Origin of the sequence: Embleya sp. NPDC008237 (assembly GCF_042956465.1) — a bacterium.
GTDB lineage: Bacteria > Actinomycetota > Actinomycetes > Streptomycetales > Streptomycetaceae > Embleya.
The window spans coordinates 24,090-47,473 of the sequence record NZ_JBIBGL010000036.1; the positions used below are offsets into that span (position 1 = coordinate 24,090).

Below are 23,384 nucleotides of genomic sequence, written 5' to 3' on the forward strand. Positions count from 1 at the left end.
GCTCGCGGCGTCCCCGTGACGAGTGTCCCGTTCCTCGTGGGTGGGTGTCAGTTCCAGGGATCGGCTTGGGGGTCTTCTCCGAGCATTTCGGCTGCGGTGATGCACAGGTCCATGCCGTAGTGCTGGTTGCTGCCCCATGCGGAGCCCCACAGGTCGGTCGCGGCCTGGGCCACGGCGCGGAAGGTGTACTCCTCGTCGACGCGCCACACACGCACCTGAGCGGCCATCTCGGGCGTCAAGGTTGTCGGTTGCCCGGGTTCGTGAGTCATGCCGCCGACGATAGGCACACCGTGCGGAAGGCGGCCATCGGGTTTCGTGCCGACCGCCCCGAGCACCGCGGGCGGGGGTTCGTGCCGATGTCGGTTTCGCAGTCCAGGCGGTGGAGCGTCGGACGTGGGGTGTGCGGGGCGGGCGGACCGGGAGCAACCGACGGATCGGGAGGCGTGATGACGCGGGACGGCAGGGCCGGGGACGATCGCGAAGTCCCGTGAGCGGCCGGGCCCGCAGGAGCGTGCGGAGTCGAGGAGCAGCTCGCGAACCCCGCAGTTGTGCGGGTTCTGAAAAGGCCGCGCTCTGCTGCATCCCCATGCAAACTCCACCTTTGGGGTCGTCGAGGACCGGCAGATCGAAATCAGGGGATCGGAGCGTGTGTCCCTGCACGGCGCTGCCTCGAGTTGTCGGTGGGCGAATCGCTCGCGGCCGTGGCCGACCGGGTCGGTGCCACCCCGGCGGCCGACTCGACGTACGGCGGCAACTCGCGATCAGGCCTGCGACGCGGTTCGTGCCGGTGCCGTGGCCGGAAGAGGGACCTCTCCACCTGAGCACCCACGCCGGCGCCGGGGCCGCCGCGGTGATCCGTGACGACCTCCTGGAGGCCGCGACCGGTTCGACCGATCACACCGCCCCGCTTTGCCGGTCGCCGAGGGGCGGTCGCAACGACACCGCCCCGAGTTCTTCCCGACGGCAACCGCGAGCCTCGCGAGGGAGACAGGGTGAGACCACCCTCGCAAGGACGTTGCTCGCAGATCGACGGGTGCCGGGTACGCCGTCTCGGTTGGTTTGGGTGGGCGTGGTGCCGACCTCGGGTGGAGCACGGATTGAGAATGCTGGTCGGCGTCCTGTGACCTGGGGCCTCGGTGTGCGGTGTCGAGAGTGCATCGGGGGTGACGGGTCGGTCGCCCCGGGGTGTTGCTGCGCACCGCGATGGAGACCGGAAACGACCCGGCCCGTCGTGGCGTTCGCGGATCGTACGGCGAGGGATTCCGACGAGGGGCTGGGGAACCGATGACGAACGACTATGCGCGGGGCACGGTGGTGGATGCGGTCGTGGTCCGTCACCGCCCCTTCGGAATGATGGTCGAGATGCCGAACGGCGAGGTCGGGCTGCTGGAGCCGGAGTAGGCGGAGCCGGTGTGGCGGGACACGGACGGCTGGTACCCGGACGGGACCCGCCTTCGGGTCGTGGTCCTGGGCTACACCACACCCGGACCCGGCGAGTTCCAGCCGGCCCAACTGCGCCTGGCCTCCGCCCCGCACATCATCGATGCCATCGGGAACCCGTGAACGCGCGTCGGAGGAGGGTGTCGACGCACACGCGAGCGACCTCCACGAACGCGGGCCGATATCCTCAACGGATCCCGGTGGTGGTGAGGAGGTTGTCGACGCCGATGGCGTGGGGGTGTCGTGCGGCGAGTTCGGTGACGATGTGGCGGATGGTGGGCCGGTCGCGGACTTCGCCGGGTGCTTCGTGGTGGGCGGCGGTGAGCGCGGTGGCCGTCTGTTCGGGTTTGCCGAGTTGCCACCAGGCGCGGGCGAGGTCGGTCTGCAGGCGTCCGCGCCGTTCGGCGGTGGGGAACTGCCCGGGGTGGAGGTCGCGTCCGGCGTGCAGGGCGGCGCCGGCGTCGCCGAGGGAGTACAGCACGCCGACCTCGTACAGCCCCACCGACGCCGGGGTCACGGTGAACACCGTTCGGGCTCGGGGTTCGTCGGGCACGCGCCGGACGGCGCGTTTGGCGTCGGTCATCAATGCGAGGGCGTTCGCCCGGTCCCCGGCCGCCGCGCAGGTGTAGGCGGCGGTGCACAGCATCTGCGCGTAGGCGGCGGCCTGTTCCGGCGTGGTCAATCCGGTGGCTTCCACGCGCGCGGCCGCGTCCAGCGTCACGCGTTGGGCGGTGGTCTCCTGTCCCTGGTGGCGCAGCACGACGGCGAGCATCCGCGCGGAGGATGCGGCGGCGAGTGGTGAGCCGGACTGGTGGGCGTACACCGTCGCCCGGTCGGCGGCGGTCCGCGCCCGCTGGTACCGGCCGATCTTGGAGAGGGTTTCGGTGGCGAGGTCGTAGCACGCGGCCAGACGCGCGAACGCCGCCGCGTCGCCCGTAGTGTCGGCGTGTGTGTGGCCGGCCGCGAGCAACTCCGGCAACGCCGCGACCAGTCGGGCGTGATCGCCGCCGTCGTACCACCCGCGAGCTCGCGCCAACAGGGCGAGCACGTCGTTCCCGGTGGTGGGGGAGGAGCGGGTGGGGATGGACGCGAGCGCCTGGTCGATCCCGCCGAGCGCGGTGATGGGGACGGCCGCGAGGGAGGCGGTCAGCAGGCGGCGTCGGCGCATCGGATCGTCCTCCTCGTCCCGCCGCGCGGCGGTCCGGGCCACCCTAGCCGGTAGCGGCGCGCTCACGCCCAGTGCCGCGCCCAGCACCCCGACGGGCATGTCCACCGCGGCGGCCAGCCTGCGCAGCACCGCCACGTCCCGACCCGAACGCGCTCCCGACTCCAGGCGCGAGACGGTCGAGGCGGAGTAGCCGACGACCGAACCCAGGTCGCGCTGCCGCCAGTTCCGCCCCAAACGCCCCAGACGCACCAGACCCCCGACATCACCACGCGCGGCCAGGACCCGCACCCGCGGCGTATCCCACGGCGGACGGAGCTCGACCATCACGACCCCCTGGGCGCGCAGACGATGTCCGCCCCCACCGTAGCCGGCGAATCACCCAGCGTCGACGCCATGTGCACAACACGCACACCACATGCACACCCCGCACACCGCCTTCCCACCCCCGCCCCGACGCGATCTCCTGGAAACGCACGACGGTACGCACCACACACCCACGCGATCCGAACCCACGCGAGGGACTTCCCTGTGGCAACTCCGCTGCTCCTGACCCGCCGACTCCCGATTCCCGCCTCGACCGGCCGTTCGCTGTCGTTGCCGGAGCACCGCTACGACCCGCGGGTCGGCGCGAACGTCGTCGCCGACGGCCGCCTGCTGGTGGAGGCGGTCGATCCGGCGACGGTGGCGAACTACACCAGCACGCAGGACCAGGGCGGCGTGCGCCGCAAGGACGACCCCAAGTAATGCCCCCTCGCGAAACCCGCGTGATCGTCGTCGCGGCCGAGGACGACCTCACCGCCGACCTGGTGGCGAGCCGCCTCGGCCCCGACGCGTTCGTTCGTCTGGACCCCGGCCGCCTGCGCGAAACCGTCACCGCCGGCGGCCGGTTCGCCGCCGCCACCTGGGCCACCACGATCGACGACGGCCGGCGGGCCGTGACCGTCGGCCCCACCACCTCGGTGTATTGGCGCAAACCCACCCGCCCCGAATCCCACCCCGACGCGGACGAACGCTGGCGTGCCGACGAGAACACCACCGCACTCCTGGGCCTGTTCCGCGCCCATCCCGTCCTGTGGATCAACGACCCGCTCGTGGTCGACGCGTCCGAGCACAAACCCACCCAGCTCGCCTGCGCCGCGCGCTGCGGCCTGCGCGTACCGGACACCCTGTTCACGTGCGACCCGGACACGGCCCGTACCTTCGTGACCGACCACCACGACAAGGTCGTGGTCAAGGCCCTCACCCAACGCCACACCACCTTGATCCCCACCACCCGCCTGCGCGCGTGCGACGACCTCGACGCGATCGCCAGCACCGTCCACTACCTCCAGGCCCTCGTCGAGGACCGCCTGTTCGACGCCCGCGTCACGGTGGTCGGCGATCGGGTGTTCGCCGCGTCGATCGCCACCGACGGCGCCCTCGACTGGCGCACCGTCCCGGCCGCCGACTGCCGCCACGCCGCGATCACGCCACCCGCCGACGTCGAACGCGCCTGTGTGGAACACGTGCGCGAACTCGGCCTGGTCTACGCCGCGCTGGACTTCGTCGTCACCGCCGACGGCTGGACCTACCTGGAGACCAACTGCGCGGGCGAGTTCGGCTGGATCGAAGCCCTCACCGGCCTGCCGATCTCCGCCGAGATCGCCCGGGTCCTCACCGACGACACCACCGAGGTCGCCACTACCCGGTACCCGGAGCCCAAGCGCGCGAGGATGTGACGATGGACCCGCTGCTCGCCGCCGCTCTCGCCGCCCTCGACATCACCGACGAGCCCCGCCCCCTGACCGCGCACCACACCGACGCCTGGCGGGCCGGCCGCTGGAAGATCAAGACCACAGTCGAACCGAAGGCCGCGGTCCTGCTCCTGCACGAGGCTCGGGCCGTGCGGCTGCTGCACGCCCGGAGTCTGCATCCCGCCGACGGCCGACACGGGCGCGTCGGCGAAGGGGTCTGGACCGCGGTGGAGTTCCTGCCCGGCGCCGACCTGTGGCAGTGGTGCGCCCGAGGCCGCGTCCCCGACCCGCCGCCCGACTTCGCACCCCGCCTGACCACGATCGCCCACCGCGCGTTCGCCGCACTCGACGACCTCCACGCCGCGGGATGGCGCCACGGCGACCTGCAACCCTGGAACATCCTGATCGGCCCCGGCGACCAGCCCGTGTTCGTCGACCACGAATACACCCACCACGCGGGCCTGTTGCCACCGGTCGCCCCTTACCGGGACGGCATGGACCACGCCACCACACCCGGCGTCGCCCGCCGACTCCTGCACACGTCACCCGAGGTCCACATCCGTCTCACCCCCGCGGACGAACGCCACGCCCTCGCCGCCGCCCTTCGCTGGGCCTGGACCGGAACCACCCCCGCCACCACCCGTGACGTCGGGCCCGATGTCACCCTCGACGACCTCCTCGAGGACATCGCCACCGGCCGACACCACGTCCCCCTCGCCGACGCCCGCCCATGGCCCGCCCCGGAACTCGAGGCCCTCATCGCACACGCGACAACGTAGGACCTCACTGACCGGGACACGCGGACCCGGTCCGCGGACACACCTGCGGAACCGGCCGCTTCCGCCCGGCGCGAAACCGGCCAGGACACCGTGACGCACGGATTCTCGAATCCCTCGGGATCGTTTCGACGGCGTGGTCCGGCCGTGGTCGGCGGCGGGCCGCGGCGTCGGTCGGCGCGGGCGTGCGTGCGTGCGTGCGTGGACGGGCGGGTGTCACACGCATGCGCGGTCGCGGTCTCGAAGGCCTTCGGTGTGGATGCGGTAGACGCCTTCGCCGATGGCGTGGGAGCACTCGCGGACGACGTCGCGGGCGGCGGGATGCCATCGGGTGCCGTCGGTCCACACGACGTTCTCCAGGACCTCCAGGTCCGGGAACACCATCGCGGACAGGTCCGCGTCGGAGACGTCCACGGTCTCCCGCAGCATGAGGTACATCCGTCGTTCGGTCGTGCTCATTGCCATGTAGGCGGCGCTGTGCAGCCGGTCGAAGTCCGCTCTCGACACGGCCGGGGCGGTGTCCTCCCCGACGGGGCGGACCAGGGTCGTCTCCGGTCGAGGCGTCGTCAGGTCGTCGAACAGGTCCCGCGACCAGGCGAGGATGTCGTGAAGGTCCGCCTCGCCGTGGGGAACGTCCAACCGCAGGGCGAGGGTCCACAGGGCGTCGAGTTCGCCGGCGCATTCCCCCACGGCCCGCTCGACGTCCGTCTCGGCGTCGCATCGCCTCTCCAGCTCCTCCAGTCGCGTGAGATACGCGTCGACCAGCTTCTTCATCCGAGAGGCGACGCGGCGGTCCTCGAGCGCCTCGGCCCACGTCGGCAGGGGCCGGGCAGCGTCCTCGCGATCGGCTTTCGCGATGTTCGGTGCCTCGTCCAGGAGAGCGAGCAGGACGGTGGTGGGATCGACGCGTGAACGCGCGTACGCAAGGAGTTCGGCGTCCGCGCGCGCCAGCAGGGCGTCGAGGGTGTCGTCGTCGAGCCCGTGGGTGTCGATGGTCACGAGGTCCTCCCGTCGTTGTCTCCGGCCTGGGCGGCGAATTGCCGACGCAGGCGCTTGCGGGCCCGCTTGAGCAGGTCCCGGGCCCGTTGGTTGCTCACGCCCAGGAACGCTCCCGTCTCGGCCGAGGTCAGACCGTCCATCCTCAGGGCCACGGCGATCCCCTCCTGCCGGGGCAGACCCGACAACGTCGCCACGATCGACACCGTCTCCGCAGACAGTTCGGGGCCCTCGACCGAGGCCGCACGCGGTTCGGGAATGTCCACCGTCGGGATCTCCAAGACGCCGCGGCGTCTGCCCCGGGGACGGTTCAGGTGCCGCAGGGCGACCTTGCGGATCCAGCCCCGAGGCTCGTGGACATCCCCCCAGAAGCCGCTCTCCGCCAGGCGCCACGCCTGGATGGTCGCCTCCTGGGCGGCGTCCTCGGCGTCCGCCGCCGAAATACCCAGACGCAGCAGGAACCTGACGACGAAGGGTTGTTCCCGCACGACGAAGTCCAGGCAGGCGCTCCTGTCGTCGCGCTTGGTCGTCACTTCGTCGCGATCCCATCCGCCTCCGAGGGGAAGAGCACCCTCCCGGGAGCCGTCGCACGGGTTCGTCATCGGCCCGCCCGGTCTGCCCCGACCCGCAGGACGACCCCCGCACGCACGTCGACCATCGTGCTGCCCTCGGGCAGCAGACGCACATGATGGCGCAGAGTCTGCTCGCGGGCGTGCCGCGCCCGGTAGTGACCGCGCACGACATGTCCCACGAGGGAGACGACGGCACCGAGTGCGGTGAGGGCCATGACGAACGGGTCCATGAGGTGACGCCCTTTCACGAGACGGCTTCGCTCACCAGGACTGTCCCGGTCGCGGCGCCTCACCTGTCAGTGGGCGTTCGGGACGAGGTTTCGGAACGTCGAGACCAACTTTTTTCGACGGTCCGCGCTCGTGCGGCGATCCGCCCGCCGACCATCGACATCGTCATGACCCATGAGTGATGACATACACCGGACGACACGAACCGAGCTGCTGGGCAAGTTCTGGCTGTCCGGTCAACTGACATGCGGCGGCGTGGAGATCGCCAACCCGACACGAGACATGGGCGTTGACCTCATTGCCTATGACGCTGGCCTCACCTGGTCGCTCCCGATTCAACTGAAAGTGATCAACTCAGGTGGCCTCAGAGTCGATGCGAAGTACCTTCGCAAGAACCTTTGCCTGGTCTATGTGCTCTTGGGACAGCGTGATGGCGGCAACCTTGCGACCCGTGCCGAGACCGTCGCCTATGTGCTCACTCCCGAGCAGGCGTGGGCACTTCCATCGCGGATAGGGCGCAAGTTCGATCCCGAACGGGACAACTACTACCTGTTCGGCCGCATGCCGAAGCGGCTATTCCAACTCCTCGATTCGGAGTTCCGAGTCGATTGCGATCGGTGGGCTGAGCGTCTTGGCGCAGTCGCACCTCTCGTCAGAGTGACCTGACATGGCCTCCATCACCCGTCGCGGAACATCACGCCACGCAGACTCCCAGATCACGACCGGTCCGGTTACTTCAGTGGTCGGTAAATTCGAGGACTCCCACCCCACCTGCGCCCACACCGTCTTCCACTCCGGCCTGCTGCTGATCCGCGGCAAGGTCCAGGTCCGCGGCCGCCGACGCACGATCGTCGCCACCATGGCCTGGGACCTCGACGAGATCGCCGCCGCCCGCCGCGACCACGGACCCCGCGCCGCCCTCGACCTCCTCGGCACCCCCACCCCACACCCCACCCCCGCCCAACCGCGCCGCGTCCTGGTCCACGGCACCGGCGCCCGCCGCCACCTCTACGCCGACCTCCAACCCCCGGGCCGGCGCTCCGCGGACCTGAGCCGCTACGGACACCGAAGCCGGGGGAGCGCCGGCTGAGCCTTCGGGGACTCGCGCTGTCCACGGTGGCGCGGCAACGTGTGTTCCCCTCCGCCCGGCAGGGCCGGGCAAAGCAGAGCCGGTCCGATCGGGGATCGAAGTCCCGGAAGGGCGGCGGGCTTCCACCTGCCTCGGCGGGCCCGTGCGCTCGCGTGCCCGGGTCCGCCGGCGAGCTGTCGGCTGTCAGAACGGCGGGTCGTCGGCGTAACCGTCCCACTCCCCATCGCCGGGGTTTTCGCGTGCTGCGCGGGAACGGGCGTAGGTCTCGCGGGCTTCGATGTCGTCGGGGTTCTCCAGAGCGCTGACGTCGTGACCCCAGCTTTTGAGCGCCTCCAGCGCGCGGTCGCGGGTGTAGCGGTCGGTGCGGGTGGCGAGCAGGTGGCGGGTGTGCGTGGCGAGTTCGTCGTGGTGGCCGGTGAGGTCGGGGTGTTCCGCGAGCGGGATGGCGGCGAGGACGGCGGCGTCGCGCACGGCGGGGTCGCCCGCGTCGAGCAGTGGGCGGACCGCGCGGAACAACCGTGGGCGAAGGTCCCGGAAGGCCTTCAGGTCCACATGGATGTCGAGGTAACGGCCCTGGCAGGCCCGGTTGCCGCAGGCCACGGTTTCGTCGTCGGCGTCGAACGCCGTGTCGTCCAGCCACTTCAGGAGTACCGCGCGAGTCGGCGGGCGTGACGCGCCCCCGTGTGCCGCGGGCTCGTCCTCGCCCGCCGCGACGGCCGGATGATCCAGGATCGCGGCGATGAACCGCGCGACGGGCACGGTGGCTTCGTAAATGGTGTTCTGATGCCCGATCAGCGCTTCCCCCGCGGCGACCGCCCGGACCGCGGGGTCGACGTCGAGGAGTCGCGTCAGCGCCTTGGGCAGGAACCCGCCGTTCCCCTGCGGGGCCATCAGGGAAACCCAGTCGGTGTTCTCCAGGATCACCCGATGTTCGGGCAACGCCTGGGGCGGCGGGCTGTGGGTCACCGGCGCAGGCTACCGCGCCCGGGAGACACGCACCCCGGCCGCACGAAGCGCGGCAGCGGCGCGGCCCGGCCACACGAGAGGACCGACCGACCACGCGGGTCGGCCGAGTGCGCCACCGCCCGCGCTCCGTCCGAGCCGGCGGGGGTACGTCGGCTCGCTTCCGAGTGCCACGAGCACGCGATACCGGGAGCGGGGCAACACTTCAGTCACGGTCTAGTGCCGGGTGAGACCCCGGGTCGAGTCGATCTCGTACGTGGGCAACGACGGGTGGGTGCAGAGGCGGGCACCCCGGGCGGGGTTCCCCTCGGCCCCCACAGAGCGTCATGATGGTTCTTCGCACCGTGACATGACGGCAAGGAGGCGGAACGTGGGCGAGCACAGCAAGCCGGATCCCGATCCGTCGAAGGGCAGGCCGCCGCCCGGGAACAAGGACGGCCAGGTCCCGGAGGAGCCGGAGCCGGACGGCCAACACCGGAAACCGAAGCCGTGACGAACCCCGCCCCCGACCTCGACGCGCACCGTCGCCGCGCCATGGAGGCGATGGACACCCGTCGGGCGTGGCCCGGGCACGCGCCGTGGGTGCGCGACGCCGTCGAGGCGCTCCCACGGCACGTGTTCGCACCGGACCGGCTGTGGGACTGGGACGGCCACGCCTACGTCCCCGTCGACCGCGACGCCGACCCGGACGCCTGGGCGCGGCTGGTGTACGCGGGCCCGTACGACGCGGCGATCACCGAGATCACCGCCGGCCGCCCGTCTTCGAGTCTGTCGTGCACGTCGGTGGTGGCGGGCATGCTCGACGCCCTCGACGTCGAACCCGGCCACCGGGTCCTGGAGTTGGGCACCGGCACCGGCTGGAACGCCGCCCTGCTCGCACACCGCGTCGGCGTCACCGGACACGTCACCACCGTGGAGGCCGCCCCCGACCTGGCCACCGCCGCCCGGACCACCCTGGTCCGCGCGGGCTTCGGCGACACCACCGCGGTCGTCGTCGGCGACGGAGCCCTCGGCCACCCGGACGCCGGCCCGTACGACCGTGTGATCGCCACCTATGCCGTCGACCACGTCCCCTGGACATGGATCGAACAACTGCGCCCCGGTGGGGATCTGGTGTTCCCGTGGGGCCGGTTGGGGCACTTCGCCGTGACCGTCGCCGCCGACGGCCGCTCGGCGACCGGCTGGCTGCAGGGCCTGGCCCAATTCATGCCCGCCCGCAACACCGCCCCGACCCCGGAGTTCGACGAGATCCGCGCCGGCCGTCCCGCGGAGCACGAGCACCTGTTCGCCCGCGACGTGGTGCCCCTACACACCGACCGCGACCTGCTGTGGGCGTTGCGCGTCGCGCTGCCCAACGTCGTGTACACCACCGACACGGACGAGGACGGCGTCAACGCGTGGATTCACGACGGCGCCCGATCCTGGGCGGTGCTCACCACGTTGCCCGACGGCCGGATCCGAGCCGGGCAGGGCGGCCCTCGGCGCCTGGTCGACGAGATCGAGGCGGCGTGGGACGGGTGGGAGCGCGACGGCCGGATCCGCCGCTGGGACCACGGCGTCACGATCACCGCCGGAGAGCAGTTCGTCTGGGCGGGCGATGCCGCGACCGGGCGCCGGTGGGTGATTCCCGCTCCGGTGCCGGTCACCGACTGATCGACCGGTTCACCGCGGTCGCTACCCACGCGTGACCGAGACGGGATCGCTCTTTCGGCAGCAGACGGTGAGTGATGCCCGATCTCGAAGCGGTCGACAACGGCGCCGGCGGACGTGGGGGTGCCGGAGGATTGTCGGGCCGGATTGAGTCCGGCCTGTCTTCCGGTATTTGACGGGCACCTGCCGATGATCGTCTGCGAGCCTCCATTGGGCACCCGGCCTGGCACCGGGGCGGGTGCCCTGCGATTACAACCACCGCGCGCCGGGGCCATGAACCCGCTCAGGAAGCCGATACCCGGCTCGGCCGATCGACCTTGCCTTCCTCGTCGGCGGCGTGATCGTCCGTATGTGGGCATCCGGGTGAGGCTTGCCGCCGCAGGTCCCCGGCGCGGGCCAGGGCCAGCGCTGTCTCCTCGGCGATGCTGCCGTCAGGGCCGATTCGTGCGGCCAGTCGGGTGTAGATCTCCGCTTTCGTCTCGTACAGTTCCGCCAGGTCAGCGGGGCCGACGTCACTGCGGACGGCACGATCGATCGCATGTACGATCCGGCTCGCCTCCTCAAGCACATCGAGTGCCGGTAGCGTCCACGACACCGGACACGGCCCGGACCCCACACCGTGTTTGACGGCCCAGTCGTCCAAGCGCACACCGGTGTAGCGCGGTTCGTAGGCCGCTTCGGGAAGACGTGGGTGCGATCCCGAGGCGGGTGCGTAGTACGAGCACACGGGGGCTTCGAGGGCAGCCCTCCATTCCTTCCATGCTTCACCGAACGAGAACTCGACGTCGGCTGCGCTCCAATTCCCCATGGCCCTGCCGATCTCCCCCCATGCGTCGCCCCGCTCGCGTTGGTAGACCACGGCCGCAGCCTCAAGCCTCTCCAGCACGTCGTAGAGGTCGCGGGCACGGGAAACGGATAGCTCCTTCACACTCGCATCCGGAGCCACAGGCACCAGTTCGGCGGCCCGATCAGCTATTTCCGCGGCCACGGCGGCGAAGGCCAGCCGCGCCAAGGCCGCCGCAGAGTAGCGGATTCGATCCTCCTTGTACGGGTCCATCTCATTACTGTTCATCCTTCACCTCGGTTTTCGCGTGTAGCGGATACTTCGGACAAGGCGTGTGGGACGTCCGACGGAGGGGACGCCGGGTCGCCCGTCGAGCGGAGGGCGGTTCATCCGCATCAACGACCCCACCTCGCCCCCCGGGTTCGCCCAATCGAGGGAATCGCCCACAAGCCGGCCAAGCCGGACGAGAACGCCAGGGCGGCGCGCGGGACGTGGCCTGGTGGTGGTCATCCACACCCCGACCCGTACGTCCTCCGGCCACCGGTCGAACGCCAACGGGGCCGACCTGCTGGCTTCGTAGGCCACGGCTTGCGTCCGTCGTCCGCAGTTGGCGACGACTTTCCGCAGGAGGGCGAGGCGGTCGACTGCGGTGAAGTTGGACGGAACCGTGTTGTCGGGGAAGAGCCGGTAGGTCACGGTGTGAAGACCGACTCCGCCGGTGTGCCCTCGCGTACCGCCTCGGACATTGCAGGAACTCCGCGCACACCGCGACGGCGGGTAGCTCGTCCGGCATCGCGCACAGCGACCTGAGCACCGGAACTTCGCCATGGCTCGCCGCGCAGGGGCACATCGCTCGGTCGAGTTGGTGATCGGCTTGGGCGTCCGGGCGGGCTGTCGGGGTGACTACTCGAGCGTTGCGGGGAGTGCGAGCCACTTGGGGCAGTCGAGTTTCGCCTCGCGCGCCGTCCTCCCTGTCGCGCTTCGCACTGAACACTGAGGTCGACTTCGGCAAGAGGCGGATCGTCTCGCTGGCCCGACGCTCAGGTGCTCCCAGTGGGTGCCTTCACTAGCGCCGCCCTCGATCGCGGTCAGGCACCGAGCAGGTCACTGCCGCCAACCTGATGCCATGGCTCGGCGCCGGTCGATGGCGGACACGCAGCACTGCCAATACCGCCGTTCACGACCAGCGTGCCCGAGTGGATGAAGGCCGGGCGCGATCCCCATGTTCGCGCCGTGCCGCACCCTGCCAGGGCCCGATACCTGAGAAGACCCGACCCTTCGGAAGCGCTGTACCACCACCCGAGTGGGCTGAGCATGCACTGGGCCCAATGGGTAAGGAGCAGTCTCGGTCTGATGCCCGGCAGCAGTTGAAAAGCTGAAACTCCTTATTTGCGTGGGCAGTTGCTGCATAGGATGCGCGAAGTGGCCGGTTGTTACGGCCGGGCTGCGCGGAATATCGGGCAGTCGTTTTGGGCCGGCCTCAATGGGGGGTGCCGGACGCTGTCGCGACGCCCCGTGGGGTGGGGTGCCGCGGGTTCAAGCGCCCTGCGGGGTGTGCACGTGCTGTTTGACGGAGACCGGTCCCGGTATTGTGCCGGGCCGCTGTGTGTGGGGGTGGGGAAGTTGCGGGACAAGGCACTGGTGAGGTCGTACCGGGACCGGACGTACGTGTCGACGGCGATGGTGCGGCACAACGGGACGACTGTGGCGTTCGCCATGGACGACAGGCGCCGGATCTACTACAGCGTGCTCGACCTGGAGCAGGCGTCGGCTGCGAAGGGTGAGCTGGACGCGGCGTACTGGAACGCGGAGCCGGCGCTGCTGCCGTTCCCGTCCGAGTTCGTCGACCCGTTCACGGACGTGCCCGTCGTGTACGGGATGCCGGTGGTGAAAGCTGGCGGGTCGGCCGAGGTGCGGCCGCAGGAGCTGTTCGGGGCGGAGAGGGACCCGTTCCTGTCCACGACGGCGCGGCTGACCGAGGCGGCGCCGATCCAGGTGGTCTCCGACGGTCGGTACCTGTTGGTGTTCCGGCAGTCGATCGCCACCGGGCACGGTGACGCGGTGTACCGCACCACCGGGAACGCGCTGTCGGGCGACGCCGCTCGGAGCGACTACGCGCTGGCGGGCGGGGCGAAGGTGGCGGCCGCGGACGCCTCGCTGCTGTGCGACCGGTTCGTGCTGGTCGGCTCGAAGCTGAAGCCGGTGGTGGAGGCCCGCTTTCAGCGTTCGCGCAGCAAGTACACGCCGGCGGCGGGCGGCACCGACACGCTCGGAACCCGTGACATGGACGGCAAGCAGTTCTACGAGCCCACCGCCAAGCTGTCGTTCCTGCCCCGGCTGACCGGCGGCGGTTTCGCGGTGCTGCTGTTGCCGACCGAGGTCGAGGGCGTCTCGCGCTGGCAGCTGTTCGTCAACAACGCGGCCGAGAAGCGGATCGAGTCGTTCAACTGCGAGCGCGGCGCCGACGGCTTGTTCGATGTCGCCGGCACCCAGCTGTGGACCAGCCCCGACCCGAAGTTCCGCAGGTCGGTGCTGGAACGCGAGCCCGGCACCGACCCCAACACAGGCCGCCCGCTGGTCCCCGTCCCCGCCACCACCGACCGGGCCGGCACCGCGCTGCAGTTCTACCCGAACGTCTGCCCCGAGGTGCGCATCGCCGTCGACGCCCTGCCCGCGCCGAGCGGAGGGGCCACCTTCGAGGCATGGGTGAGGCCCACCGCGCCGGGCGGCACGGTGCTGGCCTCCCTCGACGAGAGCGCCCCCACCGGCTTCCGCTTCGGCATCAACGGCCAGTACCAGCCCTACGCCGCGGGCGCCTCCCAGGGCTGGCAGCTGACCAGCCGCCTCGTCCTCACCCCGGGCGCGTTCGCGCACCTTGCGCTGGTCGCCAACGGCACGGAGGCGGTGCTGTACGTCGACGGCGTCGAGACCGCCCGCACCACCGTTCCCACCGCCCCGGTCCCCGCGTCCGCACAGCTCCTGGGTCGGCAGGGTACCTGGGACCCCGCCACCGGACTCGTCGGCGACATCGACGAGGTGCGGATCTGGAACCGGGCCCGCACCGCCGCCGACCTCGCCGACAGAGGCCGCCGCCTGCTGGGCACCGAACCCGGCCTGGTCACCTACCTGCGCCTGGACGAGGGGGCGGGCCTGGTCGCCGCCAACCTGGTCGACCGCCGCCGCGACGCCGCCGTCAACGGCGCCGCCTGGACGACCTCCGAGGCCCCCGTCGGCGACGGGCCCGGCCTGTCCCGCGACCTGTTCGCCATCAAGGACCGCGAAGTGGTCGGCGGCCTGACCGCCACCCTCTACTACCAGCAGGAGCAGCAGTCCTCCGGCTACGGCACCGTCGCCACCGAGAAACGTCAGGCCCGGGTGCTGCTCGCCTGCGCCACCTCCGGGCCGCCCCCGCAGAACAGCGCCGCCGGCCGCAACCACCTGTGCACGCTCGACCTCGCGCTCGGCCGCGGCGGGCGGCTGGCCGCCCTGCCCAGGGAGGTGGTGCTGGATCCGATCGGTGTGCCGGAGCCGACCAAGGACCTCGACCTGCTGGCCGCCGCCGAGGCCAAGGTCACCGCCGCCCGCGCCCAGCTGGGGGCGGACTGGAAGCTCGCCGACGACCTGCCGGCCTTCCTGAACTACCTCACCTCGATCTGGAACATGGGCTTTCGCCGGGCCGAGCGCGACCGGCTGGTCCGGACGCTGCCGGAGATGGTCCTGGCGCAGGCTCGCCTGGGCCAGGACCGGGCGGAGGTGACGGCGGCTGAGGCAGACCTGGCGAGGCTGTCGGGAGGCATGCGCGGCGGCGCGGACGTGGTGCTCCCGATGCCGAGGATCGCCGTCGACCGGGCCGGACTGAGCGCCTACGGGGCGCTGCTGACCTTCGCCTGGACGAACCGTGCGCCGTCCCTGCTGGACAGCGCCAACGGCGACGTGGTGCTCTACTACGCAGGCGCCGACGGGCAGTTCTTCTCCGTCTACTACCCCACCACCGTCTCCCGGGCCACCCGCCGGCTGACCGCGGGCGCCGGGGCCCTCAGCTTGGTGTCGCGCGACCCCGGCGCCAGGACGGGGGACTTCTCGCTCACCGTCTCGCCCGGCACCTCGGCCTCCTTGTGCACGGTCGAGGTGGTGTCGGCGGCGGCGGGCACCGAGCGCTTCCCCGACGTGCCGCGCGCGGCCGCGGACTTCGCCCGGGTGCTCGGCGGGCGCCGGGTCCAGGGCGCGCTGCTGGGCAAGGTCGCCACCGCCCAGGACACCGCGGTGGAGCTCGCCGAGCCGCTGGTGCGCAACCTGCCGGAGGGTACGGCCGTCACGGTCGGCGGGCGGCTGCGGACGGTGAAGGCCACGGTCACGGCCGGCGGCAAGAGGATCACGCTGACCGCGGGCGGACTCGGCGACACCAGCGGCACCGACGTGTACGGGGCGCTGTACGACTACGGCCGGGCGACCTGCAGCGTGCCGGGCGCCTCGTTGTCCGCGGGCTCGCGGATCGTGGGCGTCACCACCGCCGGGGTCGCCCCCGACGAGAAGGTCGCCGACGGGAGCGCCAGCGACGGCGCTCAGCCGCTGCTGCCGCGTTGGCGCGGCGACGCCCCTGGCCGGGCGCTGACCTTCGGCAGCAACGACCAGCACCTGACGCTGCCGCAGGCCCAGTGGCCAAAGGTCTCGCCGGAAGGGGACGTGTCGGTGGAGGCGTGGATCAGCCCCGTCTCCGTCAACGACCACAGCCGCATCTGGCACGCCAACGCCGGGCAGCTCCCGTACTCGCTGGCGATTGAGGAAGCCACGGAGAAGAGCGCGGTCTGGTCCTCCAACGGAGGGTTCGACGTCGGCAGCCGACTCGCTCTTGCGGGGAGGGACTTCACCATCGAAGCCTGGGTGCACCGAGACCCGGGCGAAGAATCCGTACCGCTTCGGCACAACTCTGATGGGTCGCCCGCCCTGGTGATGGGCATCCGCCCCGACAACCGGGCGTACTTCGGATGGGGATCGGACCTGCTGATCGGCGGTACCGACGACAACGGCTGGCACTCCTGGTCGGCGGTGTACGAGGCCGCCACCCGCCGCCGCACGCTGTACCGCGACGGCGTGCAGGTCGCCCAAGACAACGCCGCAACGCCCTACCAGGGCGCAGGCAGAGCCGTTGTGTGCTCCGGGACGGGCAAGTTCGACGAGATCCGGGTCTGGGGGAAGGCCCGCAGTGCGGACGAGATCAAGGTGATGGCCAAGCGGCGTATCACCGGACGCGAGAGGGACCTGGCGGCCTACTGGACGTTCACCGACAGCGACATCACTGACCGGTCGGGACACGGACACGACGGAACACCGACCGGGCAGAAGTGGTGGAGCACTGATCTTTCCGCGCCGTGGAGCTTCCGCGTGGTGGCCGGGGTGGGCTCCCAGGTCGTGGCCAGCCGGGCGGCGTTCCCGCTCGCGGACTGGTCGCACGTGGCGGCGACGTTCCACCAGGACTGGGCGCTGGCCCTGGACGGCACCGGATACCTGGACGCCGGCGGGCCCGAGGGCCTCGATCTAACCGACGAGCTGACCATCGAAGCGTTCATCAAGGTCAACTCGTTCGGTACCCCCCAGGGCCTGGTCGCCAAGGGCGCGCTGGGGACCGGGACGGGCGACGCGGTGCCGTACGCGTTCTTCATCGACTCCGACGGTCAGTTGGCATTCACCTTCGAGGGCGGCGACGGCCTCTCCGGCTCCCAGCAGACGTACAAGTCGGGGACCGCCGTCCCCCTCGGCACGTTCACCAAGGTCGCCGTCACCCGCCGCCCCGGCGACACCGCGCTCGGCGCCACCGGGATCCGCTTCTACATCGACGGCAAACTCGTCGGCGGCAACCCGTTCACATACAAGGGCGCCAAGCCGGTCGGCAACGACGCCAACTGCGAGATCGGCCGCTTCCGGGTCCGCAGCAGCGCCTACGGCCTGCGCGGCACCCTGGCACAGGTACGAATCTGGAACATCGCCCGCCCCGAGGAGCAGATCGGCGTACCGATCGCCGCCGACACCAAGGGGCTGGTCGCCTGGTGGCGCTTCCCCGAGCGCTCCGGCGCCGTCACCGCCGACGCCTGCGGCGCCTATCCTGCGCAGGTCCGCGGCGCCAACCGGGTCCGCACCCCCGACCCCGCGGGCAACCGCATCACCCTCTACCACAACGGCGTGCCCTCCGCTTCCGATCCTGCCCCCCCGAACGGCGTGCTCCGACTGCTCGGCAAGCCGCAGGTCACCGTCGGCGCGATGCAGCGCGACGACGGCAGCTGGACCAACCTGCTGGGCGGCGGCCTGGACGAGCTGCGGATCTGGCGCACCTGCCGTACCCAGGAGCAGATCCTCGACAACATGTTCACCCGCCTGCGCGGCGAACAGCAGGACCTGCTCGCCTACTATCCGATCGACCCGGATTCCGCGAAGCCCGGCGCGACCGTCACCGACGCCGGACCGGCCGGCTGCCACCTGTACCCGTCCAACTCCGCTCCCGGCGTGGCGATCTCGCACGCCCCGATCAGCGACGACAGCGCCCAGGTCCGCTCCGCGCTGACCGGTGCCCGAACCGTCTTCCAGAGCCTGATCAGCGCCACCCCGCAGGCCGGCGAGTACGCCGACCTGCAGACCGACAGCGAGGGGCTGCGCTTCGGCGTGATGAAGCGCGCCTACTCCGCGATCCGGGACGGCGCCTGGACGCTGACCACCGGTTACAAGGTGGGCGACCTCGCCACCACCTGGGTCGGCCAGGCCCAGTTCGCCCCGCAGCTGGTCGGCTACCTCGAAGGCGCGCCTCCCGTCCCCTCGGAGAACCTGGTCAAGGGCGCTGGAGACGACTTCAAGGACGCCTCGTCGGTCAAGTTCGTCCAGGCCAACGCCGTCACCAACACCCTCGCCTCCGACAACAAGACCAGCTTCGACGCCTCTGCGAAGGCATTCATCAAGGCGACGTTCAGCGACGACACCTACCTCGTCGCGGCCCCCCTCGGCGCCGGCGTCGCAACGCCCGCCAGTTCCATGTCGCTGAACGTCGGCGTCAGCGCCGAGTTCAAGTCCAGCGGCGGCTGGAACGACGAAGTCCAGGTCGTCCAGGGCGCCACCACCACCCGCACCAGCGAGGTGACCCTGTCCGGGTACTGGGAGCCGGACGACGCCAAGAAGCAGGTCAATCCGACCGTCGGCCGGCGGTGGGTGCCCGCCAACACCGGCTTCGCGTTCGTCCAGTCCGACACCGCCGACCAGTACGCGCTGCGCCTGACGCACAACGGCGCCCTGGTCGCCTATCGGATGGTCCCCAATCCCGACATCCCCACCGACTGGAACATCATCCCGTTTCCGATCAACCCGCAGTACACCAAGCAGGGCACCCTCGACGGCCTGGTCGGCTACTTCGCCGACCCGGCCACCGGCGCCCTGAATCCCTTCCCCGACCCCGACTTTCCGAAGGCCGGGGGCGGCGACGCGTTCAGTTACTACCGGCCCCGCGAGGCGTACGCCCTCAAGCGACGCATCCAGCGTGAGGAGCGGCAGCTCCAGGGCTTTTACGACTCCATCAGCGCCAATCCGATGACGCCCGATCCGATCGCCGCGGCCGCCGACAGGGTACTCAAGGGCATGATGGGCGGCACCGGCACCACCGGCCTGAACACCACAGGAGGCGGGAACACCGCCGAGGCCCGCACAGCCAGCAGGTCGGCGGCCAAACGCAACATCGCCAACACCTACGTGTGGACCGCCGCCGGCGGCCTGTTCTCCGAAGTCACCAACACCACCGACCAAGTCACGCAGACCACCACCGGCGAGTACAGCGTCTCCAGCAGCGCCACCCTCAGCGTGGATGGCTCCATGGAGTTCAAGGGCATCGGCGTCAGCGGAGGATACGAGATCACCCTCGGCGCCGGGTACAGCTCCACCCGACGCAAGAGCAAAGACGCCACCCGCACCTTCAGCCTCGAAGTCACCGCCAAGCCCGGCAGCAACCTGCAGAAGCAGGACGCCGGCAACCCGGTCTACGACGCGAAGAACCGGCCCGTGCTGGTGCCCGGCCGGGTCGACGCCTACCGGTTCATGACCTTCTACCTCGACACCTCCAGCGACAACTTCGAGGACTTCTACGGCAAGGTCGTCGACCCCGAATGGCTGGAGACAGGCACCAGCGCGCACGCCCGCGAACTGGCCCGCGCCCGGCAGGGCGACCGCAAGCCCCCATGCTGGCGCGTCCTGCACCGCGTCACCTACGTCAGCCGCGTCCTGGACACCACGTCCGGCGGCGCCACCGGTTACGCCCAGGCACTCGGCGCGCTCGGCCTCGCCAGCGACCACCAGCTGTTCACCAAGCTCCAGCCCTACCTGACCGGCGCCACCGGCTCCCTCGCCGACCTGACCTCAGCAGCCACGACCGCCCTCAAGGCTCACTTCCCCACCCTCGTCCCGCACACCGCCACGATCATCGACCGCCTCGCCGCCTACCACCAGCTCCCCGACACCACCGACCCACTGGTCCTGCCCGCCCCCACCACCATCCCGACCGCACCACCCGCCACCCCGACCACGCCCGCGCAGCCCGCACCCGCGCGCGCCGCACTCACCGTGCCCGCCAGTTCCCCCCGGGGCACCCAGGTGAGCGTCGGCTACACCGTCCCGCCGGAACTGGTCATGCCAAAGAACTGGGTCGGCATCTTCTCCGCGGGCGCCGCCATCAACTCCGGCTCCCTGCACTGGCAGTACACCCCGGATGCCCGTGGCACCGTCGGCATCCCCGACTCCGAGGGACTCGGCGCCGGCCGTTACCAGCTCTGGCTGCTGGCCAACGACGGCTACACCCCACTCGCCGGCCCGTACGACCTCACCATCGCCTGACCGGGCGGGACCCGCGTGCCCGCGCCTGCTTCACCAGCGATCCCGCCGGGGGTGACGTCACGTTCGTCAACAAGCCGAACCAGGGCGCCTATCTGACCAACAATCAGCGCTTCGCAGGTTGTAGTCGCCGCTGATAGGCGTGTTGCACTGGCGCTCCCGACGAAGTCGGATCGGGCCAAGCGAGCAGGTCGTCGCGAAACGGCCGGGGCCCGGCAGCGAAGTGCTGCCGGACCCCGGCCGTGCTCGGTCTGCGGTCAGTAGCAGGTGACGTACAGGTCGACGCCGTGCGGCGTGTTGTTGCCGGTCGCCTGGACCTGCCAGCCGTCACGGCCGCCGCTCTCCGCAGCGGTCAGGGGCCTGCTGGTCACCAGTGTGTCGTCGTACCCGGTGACAGCCGCTCCGCCGCCGACGACCTTCTTGTCGGTGGCGCACTGCAAGACGCCTCCGGCGACGTCGTCGGAGGTCGTGTGGGTGTAGCGGGTCGTCGTCAGACCGGCGATGGGATCGGCGCAGATCGCGTAGCCGTCGACCCGCAACTGCTCCGCATTGACGTCGTAGCCGGAGACGATCCACTGGTTGGGATTGGCGCTCCCGGCCGGGCCGGGGTACGACTGGTTCAGGTTCCGGGTCCCGCCGTAGACCGTTCCGCCGCCGCCGAAAGCAACCTTGCCAGCGGGGCAGGTGGTGACGAGCGGGGCGTTGCGGTCGATGGTGAAGTGGTACTGCTCGGCCACCTCGTAGCCGGCCGGGGCGTAGATGCACACCGCGTGGACCGTCACGGTCAGCGGCTTCGGCCCGCTGCGGGCCGAAGCGGTCCAGCCGTACGCCCCCTGGGTGTTCTGGGCGGGCATGCTCTCGACGAGGGCCACCATGTTGGAGTACAGCGGCTGGCCGACCGTCGCATAGGCGCCACCGGAGATGGGGACCTGCCCCGGGGGGCAGCTGACTGTCACCGCCTGGTCGTCACCCACCGAGGCGGTCTTCTTCGCCATCACCATGCCGCGGAAGGGACCCGACGCCGGCGGTGTACCGTCCGCCACCGTCACCGCGTGCGAGGCAGGGGCACCGGTGACCATCCCCGCCAGCGTGCCGGTCACGACCGCCATCGCCGTGACGGCCGACCTCATCCTCTTCAAGATGCGCATGGGACATCCTTCTCGCGTACACAAACACATGACAGAGCGTGATTGTTCCACGGCGCATTGTGCTCAGCCGCCGTTCAAGGCAGCCCGGTGAGAGTGAACCTGGACGGCTTGTCATTGCAGTTGGGCCGCTGGGCGGGCCGGGGCACCGGCCCGCCCCCGGGAGGAGTCAGGCCGGGGTACCGGCCTGCCCGCACCGCGCGGCGTGGCAGTCTCGCCGGGTGGCCCCCGCCCTCGCCCCTGCACCGCGAACGCCGGCCTCATCCGCATCGGGTAACCCGCCGAGGGGGGCGGGTCACCCTGCCCAGAACTCGGCACCCTGTCCCGCCCCGTCCGCGTAGTCCCGGGGCGGGACAGCCTTCGTGAGAACTGTGCCGCAACGACGCGCACCTTCGGGCGACCCGGTGGCGGATCCCGCGTACCGGGCCGTGTCCGCAGAGGCCCCGGCCTCGCCGTGCGTCGACCTTGGGCTGCCAGCGCCCTACCGGTGGTTTGTTAGTTCGGGAGGTAGAGGTGCAGGCCGTGGCCTGCACCGACCGAGTTCATCAGGGCCTGTAACTGCGTTGGTGGGGGCGCGTTCGACCATGCCTGCCAGTAGCGTTGCAGCGCGATCCAGGGGGCGATCCAGGCGCGGACGGCCCGGATCGCTCGAGGCCAGGACGGTTGTGGGGGTCTCGGGACGGTTTCGGGCCCCCCTCTCTCCGGTGTCGTCGCGAGGCTGCGGCACCGGAGTGTTCGTCGACTCCTGTTCGGTGAACCAGGCATCCCAGCAGAACGAGAACGCGCAGTTGACCAGGGTCTGGTGGCGGCGGATCGCCGTGTCGGAGCGGACTTGGAAGTCGGCCCATCCGAGTTCGTCCTTCACCTGCTTGTAGCTCTGCTCGATCCAATGACGGATCCCATAGATGCGGACGACCTCCGTCGAATCGGCGGCCGAATGCGGGGGCTCGTCCTCGCGTGGGCCGCCCGGGCGGGGGAGGTTCGTGGCGAGGTACCAGGTGGCCTTGGCCGGCAGCGTCGCCGGGTCGGCGGTGGCCACCACCAGCCGGGTCGTCCCGTCCGGGCCCCACCAACCCAACGTCGCGTCGGCGGCCCACCACGTCTCGGTGTGCCCGTCACGGAAGGTGCGGATCACCGCGTTCCAGTCGCCCGGATCCCGCAGCCCACCCCAGCACAGCTCGCGGGCGGCGTCGACCGGGGTGCGGGCCTGGTCGCCGTAGGCCCACGTCCCGCGCCGTGGCTTCAACGCCATCACGAACGGCAGTCCGGCGTCGGCGAGTTCACAGCGGAAGCCGTCCTGGTCGCCGTACGCGCTGTCAGCGGCCACCGCCCGGAACACGAACCCCGCCTCGTGGGCCTGCGCCGCCAACTCCGCCCCGATCCGCAACTTGGTGCGGAACCCCGGGTCGTTCCTGCGTTTCGGGAAGTGCCGGGCCGGCGTGTAGGGAACGGCGTGCAGGGGGTAATAGACGCGTTCGTCGGCCCAGACGGTGGTCACCGTGACGACCCCGTTGTCGGTCTTGCCCAACCGTCCCAGCCATTGGCGGCCCACGTGCGCGGTCGCCGTCCCGTCCTTGCGGTCCCCGGAGTCGTCGTTCACCAACACCCCCGCCCCGTGCGGGGCGGTCGCCGGGTCGGCCGACAGCAGCTCGAGCCGACGGGCGTTGACCCGCTCGTGGTCCCAGGTCGACTCCGAGAGGAAGAACTGCAGCCGCTGCACCGCCGGGTGTTGCGCGCCGGCCACCGGCTCGGCCCCGGCCAGGCAGGTCAGCGTCTTGTTCCTGTCCCGCGGCGCCAACAACCCGACCAGGTACTCACGGAACCCCCGACGCTGCGCGAGCGTCCCGAACAGGTCGTCGAACCGGGCCGCATAACCCTCCAACGGCCCCGGCGCGGGCGGACACGGCACACGAGCGGTCATGGCGCACCCCCGAACGGGCCGACGAGTACTGCTACTTCACGGCATACTGCTAATCAGAACCG

At 70.9% G+C, this 23,384-nt stretch carries 17 protein-coding genes and 1 pseudogene; 9 read left to right on the forward strand and 9 right to left on the reverse strand.

Annotated features, from left to right (window positions below; translation table 11 throughout):
* Nucleotides 1-47: 47 nt before the first annotated feature.
* On the reverse strand, nucleotides 48-269 hold the full coding sequence (locus ACFZBU_RS46535) for a hypothetical protein (RefSeq protein ID WP_391589906.1): 222 nt from the start codon (nucleotides 267-269) through the stop codon (nucleotides 48-50).
* A 1,141-nt stretch (nucleotides 270-1,410) separates the two neighbouring features.
* On the opposite strand from ACFZBU_RS46535, the gene ACFZBU_RS46540 reads away from it, so the two are divergent.
* Nucleotides 1,411-1,563, forward strand: coding sequence for a hypothetical protein (locus ACFZBU_RS46540; protein ID WP_391589907.1), 153 nt, complete (start codon nucleotides 1,411-1,413; stop codon nucleotides 1,561-1,563).
* 64 nt (nucleotides 1,564-1,627) lie between these two features.
* On the opposite strand, the gene ACFZBU_RS46545 is transcribed toward ACFZBU_RS46540, so the two are convergent.
* On the reverse strand, nucleotides 1,628-2,932 hold the full coding sequence (locus ACFZBU_RS46545; protein ID WP_391589908.1) for a helix-turn-helix domain-containing protein: 1,305 nt from the start codon (nucleotides 2,930-2,932) through the stop codon (nucleotides 1,628-1,630).
* 204 nt (nucleotides 2,933-3,136) lie between these two features.
* Between ACFZBU_RS46545 and ACFZBU_RS46550 the strand changes: the two genes are divergently transcribed.
* The 3 genes from ACFZBU_RS46550 to ACFZBU_RS46560 are packed head-to-tail and all read left to right on the forward strand — an operon-like array spanning nucleotide 3,137 to nucleotide 5,120.
* The gene (locus ACFZBU_RS46550) at nucleotides 3,137-3,352 is read left to right on the forward strand and encodes a hypothetical protein (RefSeq protein WP_391589909.1); all 216 of its coding nucleotides are present in this window, start codon (nucleotides 3,137-3,139) and stop codon (nucleotides 3,350-3,352) included.
* A complete protein-coding gene (locus ACFZBU_RS46555) occupies nucleotides 3,352-4,326 on the forward strand; it encodes a hypothetical protein (protein ID WP_391589910.1) in 975 nt (324 codons plus the stop codon). The genes ACFZBU_RS46550 and ACFZBU_RS46555 overlap by 1 nt, the downstream gene beginning before the upstream one ends.
* Nucleotides 4,327-4,328: 2 nt before the next feature.
* The gene (locus ACFZBU_RS46560) at nucleotides 4,329-5,120 is read left to right on the forward strand and encodes a hypothetical protein (RefSeq protein ID WP_391589911.1); all 792 of its coding nucleotides are present in this window, start codon (nucleotides 4,329-4,331) and stop codon (nucleotides 5,118-5,120) included.
* 213 nt (nucleotides 5,121-5,333) lie between these two features.
* Here ACFZBU_RS46560 and ACFZBU_RS46565 read toward each other — a convergent pair whose 3' ends face one another.
* The 3 genes from ACFZBU_RS46565 to ACFZBU_RS46575 form a co-directional block, all read right to left on the reverse strand.
* Entirely contained in the window at nucleotides 5,334-6,116 is a 783-nt protein-coding gene (locus ACFZBU_RS46565) for a hypothetical protein (protein ID WP_391589912.1), read from the reverse strand.
* Nucleotides 6,113-6,646 carry an RNA polymerase sigma factor gene (locus ACFZBU_RS46570; protein WP_391589913.1) on the reverse strand — a complete coding sequence of 178 codons (534 nt, stop codon included), beginning with the start codon at nucleotides 6,644-6,646 and terminating at the stop codon, nucleotides 6,113-6,115. Before ACFZBU_RS46570 ends, ACFZBU_RS46565 begins: the two co-directional genes overlap by 4 nt.
* Nucleotides 6,647-6,711: 65 nt before the next feature.
* On the reverse strand, nucleotides 6,712-6,915 hold the full coding sequence (locus tag ACFZBU_RS46575) for a hypothetical protein (RefSeq protein WP_391589914.1): 204 nt from the start codon (nucleotides 6,913-6,915) through the stop codon (nucleotides 6,712-6,714).
* 172 nt (nucleotides 6,916-7,087) lie between these two features.
* Here ACFZBU_RS46575 and ACFZBU_RS46580 point away from each other — a divergent pair, with 172 nt between their 5' ends.
* Together ACFZBU_RS46580 and ACFZBU_RS46585 are read left to right on the forward strand one after the other, a co-directional pair.
* Entirely contained in the window at nucleotides 7,088-7,579 is a 492-nt protein-coding gene (locus ACFZBU_RS46580) for a hypothetical protein (protein ID WP_391589915.1), read from the forward strand.
* Nucleotides 7,580-7,664: 85 nt separating this feature from the next.
* A pseudogene (locus ACFZBU_RS46585) lies at nucleotides 7,665-8,003 on the forward strand (DNA polymerase III subunit alpha); the annotation flags it as partial.
* Nucleotides 8,004-8,186: 183 nt separating this feature from the next.
* On the opposite strand, the gene ACFZBU_RS46590 reads toward ACFZBU_RS46585, so the two are convergent.
* Nucleotides 8,187-8,969, reverse strand: a complete 783-nt coding sequence (locus tag ACFZBU_RS46590) for a hypothetical protein (protein WP_391589916.1) — start codon at nucleotides 8,967-8,969, stop codon at nucleotides 8,187-8,189.
* Between the two features lie 367 nt (nucleotides 8,970-9,336).
* Between ACFZBU_RS46590 and ACFZBU_RS46595 the strand changes: the two genes are divergently transcribed.
* Both ACFZBU_RS46595 and ACFZBU_RS46600 read left to right on the forward strand, forming a co-directional pair.
* On the forward strand, nucleotides 9,337-9,459 hold the full coding sequence (locus tag ACFZBU_RS46595; RefSeq protein WP_391589917.1) for a hypothetical protein: 123 nt from the start codon (nucleotides 9,337-9,339) through the stop codon (nucleotides 9,457-9,459).
* A complete protein-coding gene (locus ACFZBU_RS46600; protein WP_391589918.1) occupies nucleotides 9,456-10,619 on the forward strand; it encodes a methyltransferase domain-containing protein in 1,164 nt (387 codons plus the stop codon). Before ACFZBU_RS46595 ends, ACFZBU_RS46600 begins: the two co-directional genes overlap by 4 nt.
* A 280-nt stretch (nucleotides 10,620-10,899) precedes the next feature.
* Here the strand turns inward: ACFZBU_RS46600 and ACFZBU_RS46605 are convergent, their stop codons facing one another.
* Complete coding sequence (locus tag ACFZBU_RS46605) at nucleotides 10,900-11,673, reverse strand: hypothetical protein (protein WP_391589919.1); 774 nt, start codon at nucleotides 11,671-11,673, stop codon at nucleotides 10,900-10,902.
* Between the two features lie 1,443 nt (nucleotides 11,674-13,116).
* Between ACFZBU_RS46605 and ACFZBU_RS46610 the strand changes: the two genes are divergently transcribed.
* Entirely contained in the window at nucleotides 13,117-20,259 is a 7,143-nt protein-coding gene (locus ACFZBU_RS46610; protein WP_391589920.1) for a LamG domain-containing protein, read from the forward strand.
* Between the two features lie 254 nt (nucleotides 20,260-20,513).
* Here the strand turns inward: ACFZBU_RS46610 and ACFZBU_RS46615 are convergent, their stop codons facing one another.
* Nucleotides 20,514-21,404 carry a hypothetical protein gene (locus ACFZBU_RS46615; RefSeq protein ID WP_391589921.1) on the reverse strand — a complete coding sequence of 297 codons (891 nt, stop codon included), beginning with the start codon at nucleotides 21,402-21,404 and terminating at the stop codon, nucleotides 20,514-20,516.
* 478 nt (nucleotides 21,405-21,882) lie between these two features.
* Nucleotides 21,883-23,322: an IS701 family transposase gene (locus tag ACFZBU_RS46620; protein ID WP_391589922.1), complete on the reverse strand. Its 1,440-nt coding sequence runs from the start codon at nucleotides 23,320-23,322 to the stop codon at nucleotides 21,883-21,885.
* Nucleotides 23,323-23,384 lie beyond the last annotated feature (62 nt).

Bases quoted from the DNA above. Each gene is read 5' to 3' on its own strand.
- ACFZBU_RS46535 (WP_391589906.1), bottom strand. From the start codon at position 269: ATGACTCACGAACCCGGGCAACCGACAACCTTGACGCCCGAGATGGCC.
- ACFZBU_RS46545 (WP_391589908.1), bottom strand. From the start codon at position 2,932: ATGGTCGAGCTCCGTCCGCCGTGGGATACGCCGCGGGTGCGGGTCCTG.
- ACFZBU_RS46555 (WP_391589910.1), top strand. From the start codon at position 3,352: ATGCCCCCTCGCGAAACCCGCGTGATCGTCGTCGCGGCCGAGGACGAC.
- ACFZBU_RS46560 (WP_391589911.1), top strand. From the start codon at position 4,329: ATGGACCCGCTGCTCGCCGCCGCTCTCGCCGCCCTCGACATCACCGAC.
- ACFZBU_RS46575 (WP_391589914.1), bottom strand. From the start codon at position 6,915: ATGGACCCGTTCGTCATGGCCCTCACCGCACTCGGTGCCGTCGTCTCC.
- ACFZBU_RS46580 (WP_391589915.1), top strand. From the start codon at position 7,088: ATGAGTGATGACATACACCGGACGACACGAACCGAGCTGCTGGGCAAG.
- ACFZBU_RS46605 (WP_391589919.1), bottom strand. From the start codon at position 11,673: ATGGACCCGTACAAGGAGGATCGAATCCGCTACTCTGCGGCGGCCTTG.
- ACFZBU_RS46610 (WP_391589920.1), top strand. From the start codon at position 13,117: ATGGACGACAGGCGCCGGATCTACTACAGCGTGCTCGACCTGGAGCAG.
- ACFZBU_RS46615 (WP_391589921.1), bottom strand. From the start codon at position 21,404: ATGCGCATCTTGAAGAGGATGAGGTCGGCCGTCACGGCGATGGCGGTC.
- ACFZBU_RS46620 (WP_391589922.1), bottom strand. From the start codon at position 23,322: ATGACCGCTCGTGTGCCGTGTCCGCCCGCGCCGGGGCCGTTGGAGGGT.